General features: G+C 44.4%; 18 protein-coding genes and 1 pseudogene. 6 read left to right on the top strand and 13 right to left on the bottom strand.

Annotated features, from left to right (window positions below; translation table 11 throughout):
- Positions 1 to 6 precede the first annotated feature (6 nt).
- The 4 genes from H5073_RS09465 (at position 7) to H5073_RS09450 (ending at position 3,055) form a co-directional block, all read left to right on the top strand.
- A complete protein-coding gene (locus H5073_RS09465; RefSeq protein WP_182679221.1) occupies positions 7 to 366 on the top strand; it encodes a rhodanese-like domain-containing protein in 360 nt (119 codons plus the stop codon).
- Between the two features lie 96 nt (positions 367 to 462).
- On the top strand, positions 463 to 1,386 hold the full coding sequence (locus H5073_RS09460; RefSeq protein WP_182679219.1) for a bifunctional precorrin-2 dehydrogenase/sirohydrochlorin ferrochelatase: 924 nt from the start codon (positions 463 to 465) through the stop codon (positions 1,384 to 1,386).
- 337 nt (positions 1,387 to 1,723) lie between these two features.
- Positions 1,724 to 2,263, top strand: coding sequence for a YaeQ family protein (locus H5073_RS09455; protein WP_182679217.1), 540 nt, complete (start codon positions 1,724 to 1,726; stop codon positions 2,261 to 2,263).
- 201 nt (positions 2,264 to 2,464) lie between these two features.
- Positions 2,465 to 3,055 carry a CBS domain-containing protein gene (locus H5073_RS09450; RefSeq protein WP_182679215.1) on the top strand — a complete coding sequence of 197 codons (591 nt, stop codon included), beginning with the start codon at positions 2,465 to 2,467 and terminating at the stop codon, positions 3,053 to 3,055.
- 70 nt (positions 3,056 to 3,125) lie between these two features.
- On the opposite strand, the gene H5073_RS09445 is transcribed toward H5073_RS09450, so the two are convergent.
- The 6 genes from H5073_RS09445 to H5073_RS09420 form a co-directional block, all read right to left on the bottom strand.
- Positions 3,126 to 5,552 carry a S8 family serine peptidase gene (locus H5073_RS09445; RefSeq protein WP_182679213.1) on the bottom strand — a complete coding sequence of 809 codons (2,427 nt, stop codon included), beginning with the start codon at positions 5,550 to 5,552 and terminating at the stop codon, positions 3,126 to 3,128.
- A 941-nt stretch (positions 5,553 to 6,493) separates the two neighbouring features.
- The gene (locus H5073_RS09440) at positions 6,494 to 6,904 is read right to left on the bottom strand and encodes a rhodanese-like domain-containing protein (RefSeq protein ID WP_310734240.1); all 411 of its coding nucleotides are present in this window, start codon (positions 6,902 to 6,904) and stop codon (positions 6,494 to 6,496) included.
- Positions 6,905 to 6,970: 66 nt separating this feature from the next.
- Positions 6,971 to 7,207, bottom strand: a complete 237-nt coding sequence (locus H5073_RS09435; RefSeq protein WP_182679272.1) for a DUF2892 domain-containing protein — start codon at positions 7,205 to 7,207, stop codon at positions 6,971 to 6,973.
- 75 nt (positions 7,208 to 7,282) lie between these two features.
- A complete protein-coding gene (locus H5073_RS09430) occupies positions 7,283 to 10,582 on the bottom strand; it encodes an efflux RND transporter permease subunit (protein ID WP_182679211.1) in 3,300 nt (1,099 codons plus the stop codon).
- Positions 10,582 to 11,724 carry an efflux RND transporter periplasmic adaptor subunit gene (locus H5073_RS09425; RefSeq protein WP_182679209.1) on the bottom strand — a complete coding sequence of 381 codons (1,143 nt, stop codon included), beginning with the start codon at positions 11,722 to 11,724 and terminating at the stop codon, positions 10,582 to 10,584. The genes H5073_RS09430 and H5073_RS09425 overlap by 1 nt, the downstream gene beginning before the upstream one ends.
- 322 nt (positions 11,725 to 12,046) lie before the next feature.
- Positions 12,047 to 13,315: an OmpP1/FadL family transporter gene (locus H5073_RS09420; protein WP_182679207.1), complete on the bottom strand. Its 1,269-nt coding sequence runs from the start codon at positions 13,313 to 13,315 to the stop codon at positions 12,047 to 12,049.
- Positions 13,316 to 13,916: 601 nt separating this feature from the next.
- On the opposite strand from H5073_RS09420, the gene H5073_RS09415 reads away from it, so the two are divergent.
- Together H5073_RS09415 and H5073_RS09410 are read left to right on the top strand one after the other, a co-directional pair.
- Positions 13,917 to 14,708 carry an ABC transporter substrate-binding protein gene (locus tag H5073_RS09415; protein WP_182679205.1) on the top strand — a complete coding sequence of 264 codons (792 nt, stop codon included), beginning with the start codon at positions 13,917 to 13,919 and terminating at the stop codon, positions 14,706 to 14,708.
- Positions 14,709 to 14,963: 255 nt separating this feature from the next.
- Positions 14,964 to 15,320, top strand: a pseudogene (locus H5073_RS09410) (flavodoxin family protein); the annotation flags it as partial.
- A 247-nt stretch (positions 15,321 to 15,567) separates the two neighbouring features.
- Here H5073_RS09410 and nhaA read toward each other — a convergent pair.
- The 7 genes from nhaA to H5073_RS09375 all read right to left on the bottom strand — a co-directional run bounded on the left by nhaA (position 15,568) and on the right by H5073_RS09375 (position 25,104).
- A complete protein-coding gene (gene nhaA / locus H5073_RS09405; protein ID WP_182679203.1) occupies positions 15,568 to 16,917 on the bottom strand; it encodes a Na+/H+ antiporter NhaA in 1,350 nt (449 codons plus the stop codon).
- 313 nt (positions 16,918 to 17,230) lie between these two features.
- Entirely contained in the window at positions 17,231 to 18,682 is a 1,452-nt protein-coding gene (putP, locus tag H5073_RS09400) for a sodium/proline symporter PutP (protein ID WP_182679201.1), read from the bottom strand.
- Between the two features lie 263 nt (positions 18,683 to 18,945).
- A complete protein-coding gene (locus H5073_RS09395) occupies positions 18,946 to 19,650 on the bottom strand; it encodes a DUF3379 domain-containing protein (protein ID WP_182679199.1) in 705 nt (234 codons plus the stop codon).
- On the bottom strand, positions 19,643 to 20,206 hold the full coding sequence (locus H5073_RS09390) for a sigma-70 family RNA polymerase sigma factor (RefSeq protein WP_182679197.1): 564 nt from the start codon (positions 20,204 to 20,206) through the stop codon (positions 19,643 to 19,645). The genes H5073_RS09395 and H5073_RS09390 overlap by 8 nt, the downstream gene beginning before the upstream one ends.
- 97 nt (positions 20,207 to 20,303) lie before the next feature.
- Complete coding sequence (locus tag H5073_RS09385) at positions 20,304 to 22,043, bottom strand: BatD family protein (RefSeq protein WP_220488024.1); 1,740 nt, start codon at positions 22,041 to 22,043, stop codon at positions 20,304 to 20,306.
- A gap of 5 nt (positions 22,044 to 22,048) precedes the next feature.
- Positions 22,049 to 24,112 (bottom strand): VWA domain-containing protein, encoded by a 2,064-nt coding sequence (locus tag H5073_RS09380; RefSeq protein WP_182679193.1) that lies wholly within the window; start codon positions 24,110 to 24,112, stop codon positions 22,049 to 22,051.
- Positions 24,112 to 25,104 (bottom strand): VWA domain-containing protein, encoded by a 993-nt coding sequence (locus H5073_RS09375; protein WP_182679191.1) that lies wholly within the window; start codon positions 25,102 to 25,104, stop codon positions 24,112 to 24,114. Before H5073_RS09375 ends, H5073_RS09380 begins: the two co-directional genes overlap by 1 nt.
- Positions 25,105 to 25,107: the final 3 nt, after the last annotated feature.

Here is a 25,107-nt window from a genome sequence, read left to right as displayed (position 1 = left end):
TTAACCATGCAGCACAGTCCTGGTTTTTTGGCTATAGTCGAAACCGTGTTAGATAGAGTCACTCATGTGAGTATTGCTGAATACCAAGGAGATGATAGTTGGCAGCTTATTGATGTACGTGAAGATCATGAGTGGCTGCAAGGACATTTACCACTGGCAAAGCATTTAGGTCGTGGCATTATTGAGCGTGATATTGAAAAACGCTTTCCTGATAAGCAACAGCCCATATTACTCTATTGTGGTGGCGGCTATCGCTCATCATTAGCGGCTTATAATTTGCAGCTAATGGGATACACTAATGTAGCATCACTAACTGGTGGTTATGGTGGTTGGGTTCAACATCAGTTGCCCGTAGTGCAAGACTAATCTTGAAGCTGGATTATGTTGAGACTTAATCACCTTGAAACTGAATAACCTTCAAATTTAAACCTAGCTTCACATTATTTAAAGGCTATAAAATTAATGCAGTATTTCCCGTTATTTGTCGATACCAAGGCATTGTCAGTGCTGATTGTTGGAGCGGGAGAAGTGGCAAGCCGCAAGCTTGCGCTACTTGCCAGGACTGAGGCTATCATTAGCATTATCGCGCCTGTAACAACGGCAGAAGTTGATGGGTTTGAAGCTAAAGGACGGATTAACGTTATGCGCCGTGGTGCAAGTCTTGAAGACATGCAAGGATTTGACCTTATCTACCTTGCCACTGCTGATGAACAGTTAAATATCGACCTTGCCGGCGCGGCAACACAAGCCGGAATTTGGTGCAATGTGGTGGATAACCCAAAATACTGCCGCTTTATTACCCCTTCCATCATAGACAGAGGACGCTTAGTCGTTGCTATTAGTACCGCTGGCGCCGCGCCCGTATTTGCCAGAAGCTTGCGAGCACGGCTTGAATCTTGGTTGCCTCAATCCCTTGCACCTTTATTTGATTTTGTGGCTCAGAATCGGGATAAAGTACAGCAAAACGTGGTTGATGCTAAGGATAGGCGAGTGTTGTGGGAGCAATTTTTTGAATTAAATGGCGACCGATGGGATAAAAACACCCAAGCGCATTTTCAGCAAGCAATGGCAGTTTCTCAAACTAAAACCCAGTGCCAAGGGATGCTATTACTATTGGATAATCACATTGCAGCGCAATGGTTACCCTTAGGCGTGATGCCACTGTTTTCTCAACTTGATTGTATTTATAGCGACATAACCATAGCCTTTGAACTCAACGAATTACTTAGGCGAGATGCTGAGCGCAAAGCCATTCCCTCTTTTGAACAAATACGCCTGAATTTAGCAAAGGGCGAGCGCATGCTTATTGTTGCAGGCAAGGCTGAACTTGCCGTCTTAAATGCTGAATTTCCGCAAGCTCAGTGTATTAAGGCCGGTTCCTTGTAGCTCTTCACAGCAAGGGTTAAGTGGGTTCAGTTAAAGCAGTACCATGACAGTTTTTATATAGCGTTTTAACTTTAGCGTTTACAATGTGCGCTTAAAGACATGTTATACCCAAACAACCTCAAGATGCAGGATTCAGCGTTAAAACCCGCCGGGACGGAGTGCCTAGGGCACTCCACTACCGTGTTGCATCAATTCAAAAGGTGGCCGACATTCAGTCATTGATGCGCCTTGAATTAAAGCACCCTAGGCGCTCTGAAACTCGTATCTTGAAGTAGCTTGGGTATATAACCGAGGCTTAAGCCTCGGTTTTTATTTTTATCGATTTTGGAGTGTGAACATGGCGCCAAAGGCCACAGTATTTAAAGCAGCCATACAAGTTGCTGATATGGATAGGCATTATTATGCCGATCATCAATTAACCTTGGCTCAGCATCCATCAGAAACTGACAGCCGCATGATGGTACGTTTATTGGCATTTGTCTTAAATGCATCGGAAAGTTTAAGTTTTAGCAAAGGCCTGTGCGTCGATGATGAACCCGAGCTTTGGGATAAGAGCTTAAGTGATGAAATATTACTGTGGGTAGAGTTTGGCCAAGCAGATGAAAAATGGCTGAGAAAGGCCTGCGGCCGTGCTAAAAAAGTGCAGCTTTATACTTATGGTGGCCGCAGCGTGCCTATTTGGTGGCAGCAAAATAGCGCAGCACTTGAGCGTTACAAAAACTTGTCTGTGATTAACATTGCTGAAGAGTCAGTCAAGGGAATGGAAGTGTTTGTGGATCGCAACATGAATTTGCAAGTGAGCATTAGTGAGGGGCAAGTGTGGCTATCTAATAATGAGCACAGCTTACTGATTGAACCTGAAGTACTTAAAGCGTAATTCATACGATAGGCATTTGTTTAAAAGATCAAGCTATGTGCTTGATAGCTAATTTAGATTAAGTAAATTTAATTTTCACAACCATTGTTTAAGCACATGCTGAGGCAGATAATCCTTAATGTTGATAACCAATTAAAATCAGTTAGGTGTCTGATTTTAATTGTGTTATTCGTTAATTGCTTCGCTGTTTTGGAGTTGGTTATGAAGAAACTTGCTTTGTATGCCGTGGAAAAAATAGATCAGCTAGCTTGGCCTGAAAACTATTCGGATTTTAGTATCAAATCGCCAGCATTAACCATTTTTACCGATTTTACCCAAGTTGAACCTGTGGTTATCGAGCAGAGCACGTCGGCTGTTGATGTTGAATACTTAATGAAAAAGGCCCACGTTCGATTGAAGTTAGTGATTGACGAGGCTGAACAGTTTATTGGTTTAGTGACGTCTGATTTACTGAATCATCAAGAAATTATGAAAAAAGTTTCTCAAGGATTTGTTAGAGAACAACTCAGTGTTATCGACTTTATGGTCGAGAAATCAGCCCTTAAAGCCATAGATTATGGCGATCTTTGCCATGCACGAATTGGTGATGTGGTTGATACACTCCATGACGCCGGTGAGCAACATTGCTTAGTTGTTGATCATGAGAACCACAGCATCCGTGGAGTGTTATCGGCGAATGATATCGCTAAAAGGCTTAAACTTGCTGTCGATGTAAGTACTTCGACAAGCTTTTCAGTTATTTTTAAGGCTATTTACCAACCTAAGCAAAGTGTTATACCTTTGTCAGCCTGACATTAAATGATGAGTTGTCAGATGTAAAAAAGGAGCCAATAGGCTCCTTTTGATTTCTGGCTGTTTAAGGTTATTTAAACGTCAGTGTCCAAGCGTTGATGTAGCCTGTGTCTTGGCTGGCGCTATCAACGGCTTTGAGCTTCCAAACGCCGCTCGACTCAACACCAGTCATGTTGGCAGTAAAGCTTTTGACTATGTTAGCAGCACTGCCACCGACTTTACTTTGTAGCACAACAGTTTGACCTGTAGGGCTTATTAAGCTGAGTGTTAAGTCACCTGAATAAGTGTGTACCACATTAACATCGACAGTGACAGCGCCTGAATCACCAGTACGGGTTGCGGTAATTGGGCTTACAACACCCGTTGTGTTGTTATCGGGGATCGCATAGTCAGTACCATTGGTATAAGTCGCTGGACCACCAGTGCTTGGTGTTGATGCCGTGTAGTTAGCGACTAAGCTTGCACCATTAAATGCCGCATAAGCTTTAACCATGACGTAATAAGTGCCGCTTTGCGCAGTTGCTATTGGGCAAGATTCACCGTTTCCACTGTTCCATGAGCGGCAATCATAAGTGCCTGCAGCTGTACCTGGGGCGGCGCCATACTGAACGTAAAGATCAGCATCACCTGTACCGCCACTTAGTGCAAAACTTAAGTTCTTAGCACCTGCTGGAACAGCCAATGAAAAATGTAATTCATCATTTTTCGCGCCGCCTAGGTTAGTTTTAGCGACACCATTTTTAAGAACCGCATCAATAGGGCCTGGACCCGGATCAGTAGGGCCAGTGCATGAAGCATCAAGGTAAGCTTTAGCTGCAACAGCATTTACCATACCGTAACCTGTTTTATCATCACGACCTGCAGTACCTAAGTCATCAGCCGTGGCATTCAATGCCGCGCGCACTTGCTTAGCGGTACATTGTGGGTGGTAGCTCCACACCAAGGTAGCAACACCAGACACATGAGGGGTTGCCATCGAGGTACCATTGTAATATTCGTAATCTTTATTACCTTGGTTAGCGATAGTCGTCGTAGCGCCCAGTTGTGCTTTTAATGCGAGACCAGTAGCACGTGACACAGACATAGTTGGAATGCTGATTTCACTGTTAGCATCGACTAAAAACGGGTTTTGAAGTCCTGGAAGTGTAGTGTTGGAGTACACAATCACGCCACTTGCGCCGGCTGTTTTACAGGCTTTAACCGCATTAATTTCTGGATAGCTTGAGCCTTGGTTACCCACACGTTCAACTAAACAGATTTTATTACTCATATTGCCACAGTTAAAGCTAGTTCCATTGACAGTACATTCAGCCAATACCGCAGTTGCACTGGCATTGACAGGTGATGGACCGTAGCTAGTACCTTGCGGTATTAAACGGTTATGAGGTACTACGCCACTATTAAAGTATGAGGTGCTACCAATAGTGATATCTGCAAGGCGACCTTCACCCACAGTCACGGTTGATAAAATGGCTTCACCTGGACCTGAGATTTCTACTTGGTTGGTGTACTGTGAAAAGGCTGCATGATCTCTATTGTTATCTACAGCCGCAACTGACATAACGCTATCGTAAGATGCTGGGTAGCTATGAGTATTGTTACCAGCATTACCCGCAGCGGCAATTAATAGCACCCCATTGTTAAGGTGGGTTGTCATGGCATTACGTTCAGTGGTGCTTGACTGCGCACCACCAAGGCTCATGGTGACGACGTTGGAGCCTTTACTGACACAAGTATCAATGGCAGCAACCAGTGATGATGAATATCCCCATCCTGCTTCGTTGAAGACCTTAATCACATGAATGTTAGCATTTTGATTTGGCATAACGCCTACAACACCTTCGTTGTTAGCGATTGCTGCAATAGTCCCTGCTACGTGAGTACCATGGGCATTATTGGCGCCTGGCTGATACCAGTTGCCGGTACCTGAGTTGTTGCTACCTGTGACATTGTTGCCACTTAAATCATTGTGGCTACGATCATAGCCTGAGTCGATGATACAAATAGTACGATTGCCAGTTTGGCTGTCGCTTAGGCTAGTAGCACCAACGAAGGTTTGGCCCCAAGGAGTTGTTTCTGCCAGTAATTGGCGCGGTACGTCTTCTTCAACATAATCAACGTCAGCGCGCAACCTTAGTGATTTGATCGCTTGACTATCAAGCTTTGCTGTATAGCTATTACTGCGCCCGATACGCTTCATTTCTTTCGCTTTAGTGCTGTTTAATGCTCGTAGCTGCGAGAAAACTTCATTGGTGCGTGGCTGATAGCTCATGTCATCGTTTGCTATGCTGATAGCCGCAGCACTTGAGAAGCTTTGAGCTGCATTTTGATTTTTAAATTTAACAATATAGCGCTTTGGTAGCGGTGCTTCTTGGGCTGCATTCATGTTTGCAGCACTGATATTCAGCGGTGCTGGTGCCGCGTTGACGCTGGCAGAAATCGCCAATGCTAAGCTTGATAAGCTCAGTGCAATTTTAGGGAAATGTGTTGTCTTCATTTTGTCTTCCGTGTTGTTAACTACAGATTAATATTCTTATATCTGGGGAACTAAGCCAGATTGCATTTTATGCGTTGTGGAATGTAACCATTCATATACACGATGTAAACAGCTTGTTAATTGGCGACCGTCATAAATCCGTTGTTTTCATCTGAAATTAAATGCGGTTCTTCTTTATGCCACTAAGGTGGTTGATATCGGTTGTTTTGTTTATTTTCTTTTATTTCAATTGTTTAATTGTTTTTGTTGTTGTGTGATAATGCGCAGAATTATATTTTTAACTCCTGATTTTGAATTTTTATGATGAATAAAAGATTTTTAAAAAATTCATTATATTTTATTTTTTTGTCACATTTGTTGTGTTTTTGATCAATTATTAAGTCTTTAGGTTGATCTGTAATAGCAATGTCAAATATATACTCGTGGTCTTGAATCCTGCGATTAAATATGGTTGGTTATTTTTCAGGTTTAATCCCTCAACAGCAATTTAAGCTGAACTAAGTCTTATACCAATCGTATTAATTATCTGGTCATTCAGCGGGTTTCAAAGGGAATAACCCTTACTGCATTAATGCGCCTTGAATTGAAAAGCTGAATTGAAAAGCTTGAGCTGCCCTGATAGATCACATTATTAATGTGTTTGGTATTAAACTAAGCCAAGGGAAACTAGGGGAATACAGCTGTTCAAAGCGAGGGGGAAATCAAGAAAGCATGCGCTTAATGAGGTTTAAAAGATGGCTAAGCTGTCGATGCAAAGGCTAAGCATGAAGCGGTAATAAGTACTATCACTCAACAAATAGCAACAACATTCAAAGTAGGGGAAAACCATAGCATCAATAACGCCGCGAATTTAAGGTATAACAAGCTTAATTCAGCGACTGGTAACATTAAGGCCAAGGTTTACAGTGAGGCATCATGGGTAAATGATTTACCGTCTCAAATTAGTGAGCGGCCTCAGGTTTTACCGTTAATGAATCATAGCCGCCCCCATTTAATGTCGCGCTATAGCCGGCTTCAATTAGGCTTGCTTGCGCAATAGCACTTCTGCGGCCGCTACGGCAATAAAGCAAAATTTTACTGTCTTTAGCTAATTCAAGTTTGCTGACACCGCTAACAATATTATCAAATGGGATGTTTTTTGCGCCTTCTAAATGACCTGAAGCAAATTCTTCGGCGCTGCGAACATCTATGATCGTTGCACCTTGTTCTATGTACTCCCAGGCCGTTACTGCGTTAACATCCGCTGATTTTTCATGGGCTAGGCTAAGCAAGCTTGTTAATAACAATAGCGCGGCCACTGTGATTGTTATCACTTGGACTAAATGGGCTGACATCTGGGTATAAAATTTCACAGGATATCCTTATTGTGTGGTGTTATATGATTGGGATTTAACCGCAGACTTTTATTTAGTCCACTTTTATTGGCTTAGCGCTTTATGAGTCAACTCTTCATGAGTGAGCTGGGCTTGGGTTTTTATACCAAGCTTTGCCATCAAGATGGCCGCGGGGCAAAAGCCGCTGAATGCACTTTGGAATAGATTAGCGCCTACAAAGACGCTTAGCCAGATAAAATGCGGGCTAAGCCACACAGTTAATCCTAATGACACCAACATCATAAAACCTGCAAATGCCATTACTGCACGCTCTAAGGACAGTTTACGGTTTTGGGATGTTGAATTTGAACTTGTTGAAGGCATAGAAACTCCATAGGGTTGTGGTATTAAATGGATTTAGTCGTTCAGCGATTTGCTTGGATTATTCATAAAAGCAAAATACATCACGGGAATAAGGACTAAGGTCAGTAAGCTTGATATGAAGATCCCAAAAATTAAGCTAATGGCTAAGCCATTGAAAATGGGGTCATCTATGATAAATAATGCGCCCATCATTGCAGCCGCCGCGGTTAACAGTATCGGCTTAGCGCGTACGGCGCTGGCATGAATAACTGCGTTGCCTAAGCTCTCACCTTGCTGTACCTGCTGCTGAATAAAGTCTACGAGTAAGATTGAGTTACGGACAATAATTCCTGCCAGGGCTATCATACCTATCATGGACGGTGCGCTAAATTGCGCACTTAATAGCGCATGTCCTGGCATCACACCTATGATGGTCAGGGGAATGGGCGCCATGATGATAAGCGGCACGCGGTAAGATTTAACATGGGCGACTACCAGTAAATAGATGGCAATCATGCCGATGGCATAGGCAAGGCCCATATCTCGAAACGTCTCGTAGGTGATTTTCCACTCACCATCCCATAAAATACTGTTGTGCAATAGGCCGTCGGGTTCCGTGATAAAATGCTGCTTCACGGCTGGCTGAGGATGTATGTTTTGTTGCTGATTTATCTGCGACACCATATCGAACATCCCATAAAGTGGGCTGCCAGTTTCCCCTGCCATATCTGCAGTTACCATGATCATCGGCTGCATATTTTTACGGACTATATCCTTGTGAATGGTGCCTTTTTCTATGCTGATAAGCTCAGATAAAGGCACTGTAGATGGGGTTTTACCATCGACAATGATATTACTGGTTAGTGTTAATGCCAGAAGCTGTTGTAAATCCTGTTTACTGATGTCATTAAATTGCAGCCGAATAGCTGGCATCAATTTAGCGTCAGTGTGGTGCAAATAGCCGATATCGGTGCCGCTAACGCCAGTGTTGATTGCATTGAGTATGCTCTGGTAAGGCACCCCAAGCAGGTGGGCTTTATTTTTATCAATGACGATTTGCCATTGCGCCTGGAGTGCTGGCATATAAATGTCCGCATCTACAACCCCTGGTGTGTTTTTAAAACGAGCGAGTAATGCCTGCGCCGTTTGCTCTCTTTGTGCTGTGGTGGGGCCATACACTTCAGCCACCAATGGTGACCAGACAGGTGGCCCTGGAGGCACTTCAACAATTTTCACATTAGCTTGATATTTTTCAGCAATTTGCTGCAATGGCGCGCGTATTGCTAATGCTATGTCATGGCTATTTCTGTTTCTTAAGGCTTTATCTTGTAAGTTGACTTGCAAATCCCCAAGCTCTTGGGTGTTTCGCAGATAATAATGCCTCACTAAGCCATTAAAATTCATCGGTCCATGGGTGCCAGCGTATCGCTGTACATCCACCACTTCATCTATGGTGACAAGGTACTGACTTAACTCAGCCAATACCCTGTGAGTCATGGCAACTGGGGTGCCTTCTGGCAGATCCACCATGACTTGAAATTCAGATTTATTATCAAAGGGCAGCATTTTGAGGACAACGGTCTGAATCATAGGTAGTGCGAGGGCAATAGTAATTAAGCCCGCTACAGCAAGGGCCAGTCCCTTACGTGCAAGCGCGGCCTTGTCGCCAATAATAAAAGGCCCCATTAAAGCGGTGAATAATCTTAACAGTCTCTTATTAGAAGGGGAGCCATGCTGATTGCCAGAGAGCGCAGTATTAGAATGATTTCTTAGTAGAAATTTAGCGCTTAACCAAGGGGTTATCATAAAGGCCACGAGTAGTGAAATTAACATGCCCATGCTGGCATTGATGGGAATAGGGCTCATGTAGGGGCCCATAAGGCCAGAGACAAAGGCCATGGGTAATAATGCTGCGATGACGGTGAAGGTCGCTAGAATGGTTGGACCGCCGACTTCGTCCACGGCTTTGGGGATAAGTGTGGTTAGTGGTTCATCACTTAGCGCCATGTGGCGATGAATATTCTCCACTACGACTATGGCATCATCTACCAGAATACCGATGGAAAATATCAGTGCAAACAAGGAAATACGATTTAAGGTAAAGCCCCATGCCCAAGAGGCGAACAGGGTTATTGCTAAGGTGATAATAATGGCGATGCCCACCACTAAGGCTTCGCGTATGCCCATGGTCAGAAATACCAACAAAATGACCGCTGCGGTGGCAAATACCAGCTTTAAAATCAGGGTGTCGGCTTTATCGCCGGCGGTTTTTCCATAATCTCTGGTCACAGTGACATTAATATTATCGGGAATAAGCTGATTGCGAAGGCTCTGAAGGCGATGATTAATAGCCTCAGTGAGCACCACCGCATTTTCCCCAACTTGCTTGCCAATCGCTATGGTGACCGCAGGAAAGCTGCCTTGTTTAGTGTGATGCCACACAGTCGATTTAGGGTTATCAGTGCCAAGACTGATGTCGGCGATATCACTCAGGTAAATGGCTTGGGGTGAGCGCTTATCACTGGCTGGTATCATCTTGATGATGAGCTGCTTTAGATCGCTAACACCTTGAATAAAATCACTAGATTGAATTTTAATGACCTGATTATCTTGAGTCATATCTCCAGGAGTTATCAGCTGATTGCTACTGGCAAGCTGAGTCAGCAATTCATCAAGTATAATGCCGAAACTATTCATTTTGACTGGATCTAAGCGCACATTAAGCACAGCATCATGGCGGCCTTGGGTATAAATTTCACGGGTACCAGTAACGCGTTGTAATTCGGTTTCTAGTCGGCTGGCGATTAAGGTGAGATCCGCTGCTGTGACAGCAGGCTTTTTGCTATCAGACATTTTGGGAGCAGATTTTGTGTTATTAGCATTGTCAGACCACAGGGTGATGCTCATGACTGGGACATCTTCTATGCCCCTAGGCTTGATTAACGGCTCGCCAATACCAGCAGCACTGTTGAATCTGTGCTTGTTGGAATAAAACTGGTTGTAGAGATTAATAATGGCTTTATCCCGAGGGATCCCTACCTCAAAAATGGCGATGATAAGTGCACCATCTTGCTGAGAGAAAGAGTAAAGCGTATCAATACCTTTGATTTCACTAACTAGTTGCTCTGCGATACGAGTGACTTGTTGCTCAACTTGCATCGGCGTCGCGCCGGGGTAGGGAATAAACACATCGGCAAAGGTGACATCAATTTGTGGCTCTTCTTCTTTAGGGGTCACCAAAATGGCAAATAAGCCGAGTAATAGACCAAGGGCTGCCAATAAAGGCGTAATGGCATTATGCTCGAATGCACGTGCTAATCGACCTGATAAACCCAGCTGAGTCTTGGGCTGCATTAGTTAGCCTCCATCGGCTGAGGCGAGCGCTTATCGGCGGTGTTTTTATCTCGGGCGTAGGCCTGCGCTAGGCTGGCATCAAGGGCAATGTTATCCCCTGACATTAATCCTGACAGCACCTGCAATTGACCATGATAGGTTTTACCGACGCGAACTTGAGTTAATTGAAGTGTAGCGCCGTTAAACAGATAGACGCCAGTAAATTCACCTTGGGAAATTAAGGCGCTTTTGGGGATCAATAATCCAGTCGTAGCCTGCTGATTAACCCTGACTTTAAGCCATTGCCCAGGGATGAGAGTGGCCATTAATTCGGGATGCTGGGTTAGGCTCAATCTTACTTGATGGCTGTGACTTACAGGATCGGCAAAAGCCATTACAGTGGCGTGTGCAAAGGTAAACTGGGTTTGGTTAACAAAAGTGCTAAATTGTCCCTGGGTATTGGGGTCAAGACTTGCATACAAGCGTTGCGGCAAGTGGAACACTATGCGCAGCGATTGGGGGTCGTAGCCTGAAAATAATGCTTGGCCCAAGGATACCGTTTCACCTTGCTGTACGTGCCGTTGACTTACGCGGCCGCTAAAAGGTGCACTGACAACGGTGTAATCTAATGTTTGTTTTGCTTTGATGAGGTTAGCCTTAGCAGCGCTAATGGCTTGTTCACTGGTTTTGGCTTTGACGCGGGCTTCATCCATTGCGCCTTTAGAAATCGCCCCTTGGGGAAATAGTGTACTTACCCTTTGATATTGGGCTTGAGCTTCTTGATTAATGGCAATGGCTTTAGCCAGTTCCGCTTCTGCCCCTGCAAGCTCAGCCCCTTGGGCTTGACTGGTAATTTCAAGTAACGGTGCTCCTTGCGAAACTAAATCGTTAATATCGTAATACAGCCTGATAATACGCCCCGAGGTCTGAGCTGCCACTGTTGCCGCTTGGCTTGCCTCAACACTGGCATCGAGCTCAGTATAACGCACTAAAGCACTGGGTTTAACTTCGAAACGTTCAAGTGGCGTTGCTACTATGTCAGCAGTCTGTGCTTGAAGAGGAGAGGGTATAAGGAGTATGGCGATGAGTGATAGCAAGGCGGCGTTGGCTAACGGTTTATGATTTAGATTAAGCTGAGGTGCTGAATGTAAATGAGTATCCATGAGTAGCTGCTCTCTTGTTAGGTGCATCTTTGCCGTGGGCACAGGCTGATCTTAAGCTGTGCAAGATAATGACAAGCATGTAAAAAGTTCATGAGAAAATTCTAATAGAAGGGGGAGCTAACTGCAATCATTATATTAGAAAAAATTCATGAATAGGGATGTACATCATCAAAGGTAATCGTAAATATAGACAATCAGTGGTTTGCTGGTGGCTGGGCTGACATAAAAAAACCGCAACCTGTGAAGGCTGCGGTTATTCTCATTTTGTCCTACAGGCACATAGGCTTAGCGAGTAAGAACGGTTGCTTAACCTAACTGAAGATTAAAAACTGTAGTTATATTGTACTGAGTAATAGGTGCCATTAGAGCGTGTTTGCGCGGTAATTTCACCTAAAAGTGCACTGTTTTCATATACGGTCACGTTTTCGCCTTTAACATAAGCGACACCTAAGTCGATGCTAGATTGTTCATCAAGTTGATAGCTGAGGCCTGTGGTATACCAATGGCGGTCAGAATCAGGAATAGACAATGAAGACAATTGATCAACAACGCCTTGATCGCTTGCCAAGCCCACGCGAGCCGTTAATGTTTGGCTGATGTTATAAGTGGCGCCTAAGCTTAGGAACCACGAATCCTGCCAGTGATAAGTTTTAAGATATTTTTGAACTGGGTCATTCTTGACCGTGATATGGTCAAAATCGCTCCAACTAGTCCACTGCGCAGTGTAGTGCACAGCAAAGGTATCTGTTAGCTGGTGAAAACCGGCGAACTGAGCAATATCAGCCATAGGAATATCAATCTTAGCGTAATCTTGACGATTGAAGCTGACATCACCTTCAGCACTCAATGTTGGGCTAAAACGGTAGCTTAAGCCAAATCTGTGATCCGCATTGATCTCATAAGTCACCCCTAGAATTGCGCCAAAAGCCCAACCATCAGCATCAACATCGACCAAGGCAACTGGTACTACGCCAACATTTGCGACAGGGACATTGCCTTTACGGGTCAAGGTGCCTTTAGCGTAAATAGCATCGATGCCTAAACCAAAGCTGAACTCGTCATTGACGCGGTAGCTCATGCTGGTATTGAAATTCACGGTAACGACTTCAGTGTTACCCAATAAGTCTACAGGCGCCGGAAGGTAACCTGTTGGTAAGGCCACGCCAGAGTTTGCCAAAGGCGTTAACTCAGTGCCGGTACCATAGTTGCTAAATGTTGCAAAACCAATGGCAAACTTGTCATTAATTGGGTTGATATAATAAAAGTTTGGAATGATTTTACTGTCTGCAGCCCCGTGTACATTACCAAAATTGACTTTGCCAAGGCCTGGGACTGTCTTAGTCACATCGTCAATATTGACGTCGATATCGGCAAAAGTTAATCCTGCAGAAAGGGCTTTTTTGTCGAATAAAGCCATAGCAGCAGGATTACGTGAAAGTACAGAAGCGTTGTCAGCAATGACAGCGTCACCGGCCATAGCACGGCCAATCCCTGTGGCTGATTGACTGTTTAATTGAAAGCCAGCAGCCATAGCTTGGGTGCTGGCTAAGGTGATGGCTGTAGCGAGAATTGTCTTGTTAAATTTATTCATTATTATGGTCTATCTCTATTGTGTGAGTGACTACCTCTTTGGTTAAATACTGCATCGGCAGCATTACCGTAGAGCGCTAACACTTATTGGTTCGAGGGCATCTTAAGGATGGGTAAACAGGCTAACAACTCCGACCAGTCGCATCTATTTGTTATTATTAAGTTAATTTATCATGTTGTTTGTTCTTGAATTTAATTAAGCTTACAGGTGTTAGTTAAAAAGGTGATAAAGATCACTATGTTAGTAATGAATGATGAGTCAGCAGAATAAAGCAGATATTGAAAGCTCAATTTGGAAGCGTGCGTAAAATAATTCCCCTTAAACGCTAATCTGGACATTCAGTTGCCATCATAATGTAAGTTCTGGCGCGTTTATGCCTCAATGTGAACTTTGCCTGTAGGGGGTTACGCGTTAGCCCATTCATGGAAGATCATCAGCTTTAGATTCTGCTCAATTCCCGTTGGAGCTGGGATAAATATCCTGGTTATTTAAATTAAAATAGGCTTGTCAGGTTAGTTTTTCGCTCCGCGTGGACACTATCATAAATCTATCCTAATCTTTAAAAACTGTGTCAGTAAGCCTAACTGTTGGAGTTAATTTCATGTCTAATAAAATAAAATTCATCATTGGTGATCTATTATTTTTAAGCAGTGTACTGTTAATTTCACTGTTCTTGTTAAACCCAGTATCTGCTAACGATTTAAGTAAAGTTAAGTTCATCAGTGAAGTCTATCCGCCCTACAATTACGAAGATGCGGGCGCGAATAAAGGCATTGCCATCGATCTACTGATTGCGGCTATGAAACAACAAAGTGTTCCTATGTCTGCGGGTGATATTAAAATTCAACCTTGGGCTCGTGGCTATAGAGCCGTGCTAGATGGTCCTAACTTGTGTTTGTTTTCAACGACCCGTACAGCTGAAAGAGAAAATCAATTTAAATGGGTCGGGCCAATTTCAAAGACCAGGGTTGTTGTTTTATCCAAAAAGTCACGTGGCATAAAAATTGGTTCGGCGGCTGATTTAAATAACTACACCATAGGGGCTATTCGAGATGATGTGGGTGAACAGTTGCTAAAAGAGTTAGGAATATCGGCATCGTTAATTAAACTTGGCACTGATGCCAATGCAATCGTTAAAAAGTTACAAGCCGATCGAGTACAGCTCTGGGCTTATGAAGAAAATGTCGCTCGATGGTTTATTAAAAGTCAGGGGATAGATAATTCTGACTATGAAGTTGTTCATGTGCTTAAAGAAGCCGAACTTTATTATGCTTTTAGCAAAGATGTGAGTGATGACACTATTAACGCATTGCAGTCAGGCCTCGATAGCCTCAGTGTTAATACAGGAGCCCCCACGACAGCTTATCAAGATATTGTGAATAAATATCTTTAACGATTAATCTGCTTTGAACAGACAAGAAGCGATGACAATAACTCATCGCTTTTTTTATTCCCTTATACACTTGAATCTACCTCACTAATGGGGTTGTTTTTTTCAGCCTGCATTGAAGATGTCCAAGCTTGGCTTGGATCAAAGTCATGGGCTTAGCGAGTGACTTCTTGAACACAAACAGAAAGTGCATTATGTTGTTGTTTTATAATAGATAGCCCTCTGATAGCCTTCGTTTAGTGATTCTTTGGTTCACCGACTTTTATGGGCAGTGTGTCAGCACAATTTAAAGCGTTTGCAGATGCAACCGGTGAGTTATGGGCTGAAAAAGCTTGGTCCGATAAAGTCGCTGCTGGCTTTACGATTGGCTCGAATTTGAGCGGGGATCAGCTGCATACCATTCAATATCTACAGGTTTTTGCCAATCAGCATGGCATGTTGTGGGCAAGTTTAGACATTCCTGGCAACTGCGATCCACAGAACCGCAACAGGCTTGGGGCGCAATCGGGTTTAATTGCCCATTCAAAGGATGGGGTATTAAATGACACTGATTTGATGACAGCACATTACTTAGGACAACGTGTGGCCCATGTCGCTAAAAAATTTTCAGGATAAAAATATCATTATTTGGTGAGTCATCTAGAATGCCCAATTACGCTTCTAGGTAGGATAAGCATTAACAATGCGTAGCAGCTTTGATTGGTTTATTTAACCAATCAGCTGACATAAATTTATCCTATATTGGCCTTCTTGCTGCAAAGCAGTTAAATCTTGCATGAGCGAATAGCAGAAGTACATTATGTGATAGTTTTATAGTGGCTGGCATGATTATTTTGATTGCGGCATTTATGAGTCCTTTACATCAGACGCTTCGGCTGATTTTTGTTGAAATAAACCTAAGGTAAAGAATGCCTAGAATGGCAGCTAAGACTGAGGCGAGTAAAATTGATGTTTTAGCAATATGTAATGCCGTGTCTTGATCGCCAAACCCTAAGGTGGCAATAAAGGTCGACATGGTGAAACCTATTCCCGCGATGAGTGATGCACCAATCACATGCTTTAAATCAACCTTATCGGGCAAACAGCCAATATTAAATCTAAGTGCAAGCCAGCAAGCGCCTGATATACCAATAATTTTACCTGCAATGAGCCCTGAAATTATCCCTAAGCCCACAGGATGCTGTAGGCTCTGGATAAATGAGCTTGAACTGATGACGACCCCCGCATTGGCAAGGGCAAATAAAGGTAAGATAAACAGTACCACAGGCAAGTCCAGGGCATCCTCCCAACGGCGCAGAGGAGTGCTGGCTCGCTCTGCAAAATCGCGTACCTTCAGCACTTGTTCATGATGTCCCTTGTTGCCGAGCACATCCATATTTTTCGATTTATTCTGAATTGCGCTTATGATTGATTTCGCTATTGCTAACCATTCTCCGGACGCCAGCTTAGGTTGCGCGGGGATCGTCAAGGCTATTAAGACCCCAGCGACTGTGGGATGTACCCCAGATTTGAGCATGGCCCACCATGCTGCTATGCCGATAATAAAATAGAATAGCGGTTGGCGAACGCCTGCATAATTGGCTAGGCCTAAAAAGCCAATCAGCGCACAGGCACTTAACAGGTGCATTACAGAGATTTCTTGAGTGTAAAATATCGCGATAACCAATATTGCACCGACATCGTCAACTATGGCTAGACCGACGATAAATGCCACTAGGCTCGCGGGTATGTGTTTTCTCACTAGGGTAAGCACACCCAATGCAAATGCTGTGTCTGTGGCCATGGGAATGCCCCAACCAATCTGCGAATCGAGTGACCAATTAAATCCAGAGTAAATCAGCGCGGGACATACCATTCCACCCAGCGCACAAATAATCAGCATACGCCGATTCTTCGCTTGAGCGAGCTCGCCGGCTATCACTTCTCGTTTAATTTCAAGCCCAAGCAAGAAGAAAAATATTACCATTAAACCATCATTGATGATGTGTTTTAGGGAGGCCTTTAACTCAAATTCTCCGACAAAGAATCCAAGCTGAGTATGGATTAACGTCTGATAGCTGGCGGCATAAGCAGAGTTGGCCCACCAGAGAGCTAAGAGGGTAGCCACAAGCAGAAACAGGCTTGAGGTTGTTTGGGCACGAATGAAATTGGAAACAGGATGCTGGATATTTTCCAGTCCCCGCTGCAATACATTTTTAGTCTCCTTGGTCATCTTAATGAGCTGAAGAAGCCGTTATCTGACAAGTTAAAGTATGAATTGTTCATAATGTCGCCTTAATAAACGGGTTTTACTTTACATAGCAGGTGCCAAGTACCCAATACTAGTGACTAAGCGCCAGTACAAGGCAAGAATGTCGCTTGACCAAACAAGCGAGCTCAAAGCCTACTCATCTTAATCGTTAGAACTATATAGTATAAGCTTGGTGGCATGACTATTTGCGTAAAGATAAAAAACAGCCTCGTTATAGTTAATATATCGAGGCTGTTTGTATTTACCAGCTTACCACTAATTCACTAGGCTAAGTTTATAGCGAGGCTTTAAATGCCTTAAAGCCTTCGGTTGTTGATGGCGCTGGTGGCGATATTTTACTGAATACCACGCCGCAAATTAAGGCCAGCGCAAAACCGGGTAAGATTTCATAGAGGTCAAATATTCCACCTGAAAGCTGTTTCCACACCACCACGGTTATGGCGCCGGCAAGTATGCTCGCGATGGCGCCATTGCGGCTGTAACCTTGCCAAAACAGGGATAACAGCACCACGGGTCCAAATGCGGCGCCAAATCCGGCCCAGGCATAGCTGACTAAACCTAGCACGCTGCTTTGTGGATCTAATGCTACAGCGCCTGCAACTAAGGCTATTGCTATCACGCCAAAACGACCCACTAGAATGAGTTCTTTATCACTTGCCTGTGGTCTCAACCATTTTAAGTAAAAATCTTCGGTGACAACGCTAGAACAAACGAGCAGCTGTGAGTCAATAGTACTCATAATCGCAGAAAGAATCGCAGCGATAAGTAGTCCACCTATCCATGGGTTAAACACAGCATGAGTTAACTGAATAAACACAGTTTCGGCATTTTCGATAGGATTATTAGCGAAATACAAGCTGCCTGCGATACCCGTTGCAAGGGCGCCTATGAGGGCTAACACCATCCACGCCATGGCAATGCGGCGTGATAAACGCAAGTCAGATACCTTACCTATGGCCATAAAGCGCGATAATATATGCGGCTGGCCAAAATAACCTAGTCCCCACGCCAGTAATGAAGCCAAGCCAATTAGGCTGGTTTCGGCGTTGAAAAAGCTGAGCATGGCTGGATCAATAGTGCTGAAGTTTTGCTGGATTTGAGGTTCGCTAAAAATCACCACAGGCACGAATACCAAGGCGATAAGCATTAGGCAACCTTGGAAAAAGTCGGTCCAGCTGACCGCAAAAAAACCGCCTACGAAGGTGTAGGAAACTATGATGAATGAGCCAATAAGCAGTGCTGTGGTGTAATCGAGTCCAAACACTTTTTCAAATAATATGGCGCCGCCCACCATGCCTGATGAGGCATAAAAGGTGAAGAAAATTAAAATAGTAATGGCTGATAGTAACCTGATGATACCTTTAGGATCGTGAAAGCGTTTTTCAAAAAAGTCAGGCAACGTTAGTGCATTATCAGCAAGCTCGGTATAAATACGTAAACGCTTTGCGACAAAAAGCCAATTGAGCCAAGCACCAAATACAAGACCAAAGCCAATCCAGGATTCGCCCAGCCCACCTAGGTAAACTGCGCCAGGCAAGCCTAATAAAAGCCAACCTGACATGTCAGATGCACCGACAGACAGTGCGGTCACCGCTGGGCCCATTTTGCGACCACCGAGAATATAATCACCAACAGTATCAGTTTTTTTATAGGCCCAGAAGCCAATGGCCATCATCAGGGCGAGGTAGCCAAAAAAGGTAATAAAAATAGGCATTTCAATCGTCATAGAAGATCCGTTTTATAGGTTTTTTTATATGCTAACAGAAGTCATATCAATTGCATTAAGTAAATGAGTTGCAATCCCAGTCAGCAGACCTGTTGATGTAGGTTTGAGATAATCTATATCGATTTGTTTTGGTTATGCATTTGTTGGTTCTATGGGGATGAGGTTGGTGATGTGGGATGTTTAAAATCATCAATGGGTGCGACAAAAAAGCAGGCTGCTCAATATGAGCTGCCTGCTTTTTAAGCCTAAGTCAGTCAGGCGAGTTAAATAAAGGTATTTTCTATTTCAGTTTTAACTTGCTTAAGATCTTGCGCTTGCTCGCCCACAAGCAGCATGTAACTGCCGGCGGTTTGAAACCCAAGCCCTTGATATTTAGTGTCGGAAAAATGCTCTTCCATCACCATGCGATTCTCAATCGGCACGATAAACACTGTCACTTTGCCGTGCGCGCCTTGCATCACTAAGTGCAAGCCTTGCACTCCTTGGAAATCACAATAAGTGGTGAAGAATATCTTCCCTGGCTGCTGAACGAACTTGGCATTTTGCATCCCTGTGAGTCCAGCAAGCTTAAAGTTAACGTCCTCAAAGGCGAGGTTTTGATCCATGCTCAGCGCCCTTGGCTCATGATAAATATGAGCGAGGGCATTGTCGGATAAATTCACCGGTGTTAGCTTTAATAAGCTAAAGCTTATCCCGACCACAAAGGCCACTGAAGCGGCCATGGCCATCATATAACCTGTGGTCTTGCGCTGTGTTTGATGTTGAGATATCTGTTGGCGCAACAGGATTTTGTCGGCAAAATCATCGGCAACATCAATTTTGAGTGCCTGAGATAATTTAGCATCTAAGCTGTTTAATTCTCTGACTAGCGCCGCATCCTTGGGATTAAGGCTGAGATGATGGAGAAAATCCTCATCTTGACTGCTAGGCTCGCCATAGGCATGGCGACGAAATTCTAGATCATCCATTTGATTGACCTCTTACATCTGGTGCTTCTAATGCGTCTTTTAATTGATTACGGGCTCTGAAAAGCCGCGTCATCACAGTATTTCTATTTAACTCTAATAGGTTAGCGATTTCATCACCGCTAAAACCACCGATAAGTTGTAGCAGCAGTGGTTCTCGATATTCCATTTCAAGCTTGCCAATTTGACGTCGTAGCCAATATTGCTCGGTTTGATCTTCGGTGCTTGAAGACAAATGATCTTCAAGAGTATCTTGCTCCACATCTGAATAATCAAACTGCTTACGTTCAAAACGGCGCGCATTTTCCCGTCGCAAAATGGTGATAAGCCATGCTTTAGCGGCTTTATCATCCTTAAGGGAGTCCAGCGAGCGCCATGCCCGTAAGAAGGTTTCTTGAGTGATATCTTCAGCCACGTGTCGATTGCCGCACAGCCAATAGGCGTAGCGAAATAAATCACTATGAAGTGCCCTGACAAGGCTGTCGTAACGTCGTTGTTTAGTTAGCATGTCAGATATGACCGTGGGGTCAGACTTTTTCTTTCGAATGCTATCGAACATATTATGATTTTTTTCTAATAATACATGCCAGACAGCTTAAAAGGATGGGGGTGAATAGCAAGGGAAAATTGGTTTTTCCCTTGCTTGGGATAAAATATTAAGGATTTAATTCAGAAATTAGCGACTTTTTCGGGGTTTTATTCACCACTGAAAGTTGCTTCAGTTCTTGGATGAGTTTCTTGATATCAAGTTGCTGATGGCTTTTGGCGTATTTTTGCGCTTGCAGATCGCTAAGGCTTTGGCCTAATGGTTCTGACAGCGCACTGATTTGCGCTAAGGTCATCGCTTGCCCCATGATATGGCTCACGTAGCTTTGGATCAATCCTAATGCTTGGCTTATTTCATTGTTTATTAGTGACTGCTCAATGGCATTAAGGTTAATTTTATCGGCTGCAACTTGTGCTGATGGTATTGTAGACGCGGCATTGGATGGCGCGGACTTAGCTGTGGGCTGGCCTGCTTTAACCTTAGCATTACTATCGACAACTTGGCCACGGGCTAATTGAGCTGCGTTGAGTTGCTGCTGTAATTTTTGAATATTATTAAGGCTTTTTCGCCATAATATTAATGCGGTGAGTAACAGCAGTGCTAAAGAGGCGCTCAGCCAGTGCCATGGGAAACTGCTTGAGCTAGCTTTAGCATAATCTTGCATACTGGGTACGCTAGGCTGATTGTGGTTTTCAGCAATGGTTAACACTTTTGCCGCTAAGGTGGCGGTTTCTTGACGTTTTAAATGTGGATTCCACCAAGGCACACTGATGCTTGGCAATTCGAATGTACCAGCTTTACTGGGCACAATCGCCATGGTGATACTGTACTGGGACACGATTTGATTATCGCGAACAAAAGTTTGCCTTTGAGGCTTTTCTGGATAGATTTTGAGCCCATCAGGCGCGGTAAACTCAAGTTCTGGCAAGCTGGTTTCATCGGTATTAGACGCAATTAAGGTCACCGTACGTGTGATGGGGGTGCCCACTTCAAACTCAGTTTGCTCATCGGGCCAGGTTTCTTTGAGTAAGGCTAAATCACTGACAAACCATTTGCCTTGAAAGCTAGCGGGAATGGCATTAATAGCAATCACTTGGCGCTCAGCTAATGCCTGCATTGGCCGACTCTCATTGAAGCCAAACATTCCCGAACGGCCTTGGGATTCAACCAGTACATCACCTGAAAAGCTGGCGCCATTAATGATAAGCTCCCCGGGGGCATCAGCGATAATGGCGTAGGTTCTTTCTATAACGCGAAAGCGTTTGCCGTTGAGGATTTCATTACTGTCTTTGTCATCGCCCAATTGTTTTATTTGCGCGCCATCAAGGGTGGGGGCACTGAGTACGCCCCGCTGTAGCTCAAGGGCTAAATAGAGTTTGACCTTGTAACTTATTAACTGACCAACATAGGCTTCCTTGGTGGAAACCTCAGTTTCAAGGAAGATATTTTTTGACTCATCACTCTGACTTCCCTGGGCGGCGACGGTTAGCACAATAGGTGCTGAGCGCACATTTTGCAGAGTAAATTCAGGAATGGTGATAACGCCGGTTTTCTTCGCGGCAAGTAAGATTTGCCAGCGAGTCTCTCTGCGGGTATCAAAGTTAATGATTTGGGTGCTGCGGCCAACACTGGTGCGGCCCACTAAAAAATCTTTGAGTAGCCCTGAAGTATCAAGCTCGGCGGCGTTTAGGTCATCATCAGCGACGACATTAAGCACAAAGTACTCGCCCTTGATCACTGGGTTTCTGTCTATGGTTGCCAATAGTTCAGTTAATGCCAGTGCAGGGGATGCTTGTATTGCCAAAAAAAGGCCCAGTATATAGCCTACAAATACAGAGAATCTCTTCATCTTAGTTACCACTGTTCATCATCCTTAGGTGCTTGCGCCTCTTGACGGCGTTTAAGGTATTCAAGTTGCATTTTATTGCGCAGTAATACTTGAGGGTCTTCACTGACAGCGCGAAGGGCCCGTTCCATATCTGCGGGTAAGGCCTCGGTTTGCGCTTGAGTGGGCGCTAACATTTGTCCAGATTGTACTGGTTTTTTTGGTTCAAGATCTGAAGCTTCAGCTCCAGGTCCTGCGCTGGGCGTGACTGGGGTTTCAGATTTATCTACCTGAGCTTGCATGCTAGCTTCATTCTCTTGTGGCTCAGTTTGCCCTGACTGTGAGTTTTGTGACTCATTGATGGCTTGGTCATCATCTGCATTATGGCCTTGTGATTTTTCAGGCTTTGTAGTGTCATTGTCTTTACTCTGTTGCTCATCAGCTAAACCATCAGGATTATTGCCATCATCTTGACCTGACTGGTTTTTTTGTGGCTCAGGACTTTGCTGCTCACTGTCTTGTTGAGCGTCGTCTTGCTTGGGAGCTGTGTCTTGTGAGTCGCTGTCGCCATCTTGACTCTCTTTTGAGCCTGATTTTGCCCCATCAGAGTTTTCTGAATCCGAGCCTTGGTCGTTAGCGCCATTGTCTTCAGTATTCGCGCCATTATTATCGTCACTGCCTTGTTCTTGTTCGCCGTCTTCAGAAGCTCCATCCTCTTCAGTGGATTGATTGTCTCCTTGCTGTGTTTTGTCCTGCTTAGCTTGCTGTGCGATAGCTAAGTTACGGCGGGCGGCAGGGAAGTCAGCATTAAGGGTCAAGGCTTCTTGATAACGCTTGATGGCTTTATTGAGCTTACCTAGCTGCATTAATGCATTGCCTTGATTGAATAAACCCTCGGCACTTGTATCTTGCTCAAAACCTTCAAGTGCTGCTTGATACTCGCCGGCTTTGTACTGGGCGCTGGCCCGCCATTGAGGGTCTTCAAATTTGCTACTGGCGACTTGGTAATCTTCACCTTGATAGGCCTGAATCGCTTGTTGATCACGGGTTTTCCAGAGGTCATCCCATAGGCTTGCCTGTGCTGTGCTAGGTTGGTAAAACATAAACAAGGCCATCAAAGGCAGCAATCCGCGGCGAAAGCTTAACAAGCAAGGCAATAACAGTAGTAACGCCAAATAAGGACCTAAGTCTTGCCAAGTTTCACCTTCTAATTCAGTGGCTCTGGCATCACCATCGGTGGCAAGCCAGTCCTGTAATTGCTTCAGATCGCTGCCATCAGCTTGGGCGGGAACAACAATCCCTTGTTGATATCGAGCCAGTTTTTGCAATAAACCGTAGTTGGTTTTGGCGATAATCACCTCATCAACATTGTCTTTGAGTAATTGACCATCCGCTAAGCGAATTGGGGCGCCTTGCTCACTGCCTAGGGCCAAAATCGACAAGCGATAGCGGCTGTTCTTAAGGCTTGCTTTAGCATTATCAAATTGTTTACTGGAAATACCATCTGTGAGCACGATAATGTCACCATTAATATGCCCGCCTTGGGCTAGCAAGCTTTGTGCTAGGCGTAATGCGCTAGACAGATCAGAGCCTCGAGCAGGCATGATATCAGGGGACAAACTCGGTAATAAATTCAGTAAGGTGGCATTATCGCGGGTTAAGGGGCTTATGGTAAAAGCATCTCCGGCGTAGGCAATAAGCCCTGTCTCGCCTTCTTTAAGCTGACTGATAAGATCGCTTGCTCGAAATTTAGCTTGAGATAAGCGGTTAGGGCTCATGTCGGTCGCCAGCATGGACAATGACATATCCATGATCAAGACTCGTCCTTGCTCGGTAGCAAAAACGGGTAACTGCTGCTTGTTAATGGCGGGGCCTGCTGCTGCGATAACAGCAATAAACCAAGCGCCAGCCAGCACCCAAGTGGGATGCTTGCTACTTTGAATGCTGGGGCTGATTAAGGCTGCGGTTAAATGCGGCGCGATATAATGCTGCCACGCCGATTGCTGATTTTTTTTACGCCAGGTGAGCAAGCTTAACAAGGCTAATGGCAGCAACAATAATAGCCACTCAGGGCGAATAAAATGCACAGGCATTATTGAACCCCTCTCTTTAGCCAATTGGGCAAGGTTATCACTTGAGATAAGCTTATCCACAAGCTCACAAACAGTGCTCCAAGTAATGGCCAGAAAAATAATTCACTTTTAGGACGGTAGCTTAAATTGTCTCGACTGACGGGTTCGAGTTGATCAATTTTTTGGTAAATTTGCGCCAAATCTTCACTGTTTTTAGCCCTGAAATAAAAGCCGTTAGTCATGTCGGCGAGCCGTTGCAGTTGCGCTTCATCAAGATCCATCGAAGGATTAACTCGCTCTTTACCAAAAATAGTACGCCGCTCCATAAGTTCTGCACCTACGCCGACTGTGTAAATGGTGACATTGCGCTTGGCGGCAATTTCAGCGGCCACATCGGGTTCGATATTGCCCGCATTGTTTGAGCCATCGGTTAATAGCACTAGCACGCGGTTACTTTCACTGACTTGATCGAAGCGCTTAACCGCTAAAGCAATGGCTTCACCTATGGCGGTTTGCTTGCCGACTAAACCAATTTGTGCATCGGCTAAGAAAGTCGCTATAGAGCGCCTATCTTGGGTTAAGGGCGCCTGTAAGTAAGCATGATCTGCAAATAAAATTAACCCTAAACGGTCACCATTACGGCGTTCAATAAATTCTCCTAATACGTTTTGTATTAAGCTAAAGCGATCGACGGTTTTACCATTGAGTACCATATCTTCAATTTGCATGCTGCCAGATAAGTCCACCGCCAGCATGAGATCGCGCCCCTTTGATGGTAATTCAATGGGATCACCAAGCCATTGGGGCCGAGCGACAGCAAGGAGTAAAAATAACCACATTAACCAATAGCGCTTACGTGTTGATTGCTGCTGGCTGTGTTGTTGCTGTTTACTGGAGGCGAGTGCACCAGGTAATTGCAAGTAACCGCCTTGGGATTGAGACAGCGGAAATTTTTTGATAAACCAAGGCAGAGGCAATAAGGCCAATAACCAAGGCCAGCTTAAGGTTAACATTGA

It is taken from the genome of Shewanella sp. SR44-3 (assembly GCF_014163735.1).
GTDB lineage: Bacteria > Pseudomonadota > Gammaproteobacteria > Enterobacterales > Shewanellaceae > Shewanella.
The sequence above is the reverse complement of the archived record's forward strand: the minus strand, read 5'-3'. Positions and strand labels throughout refer to the sequence as shown.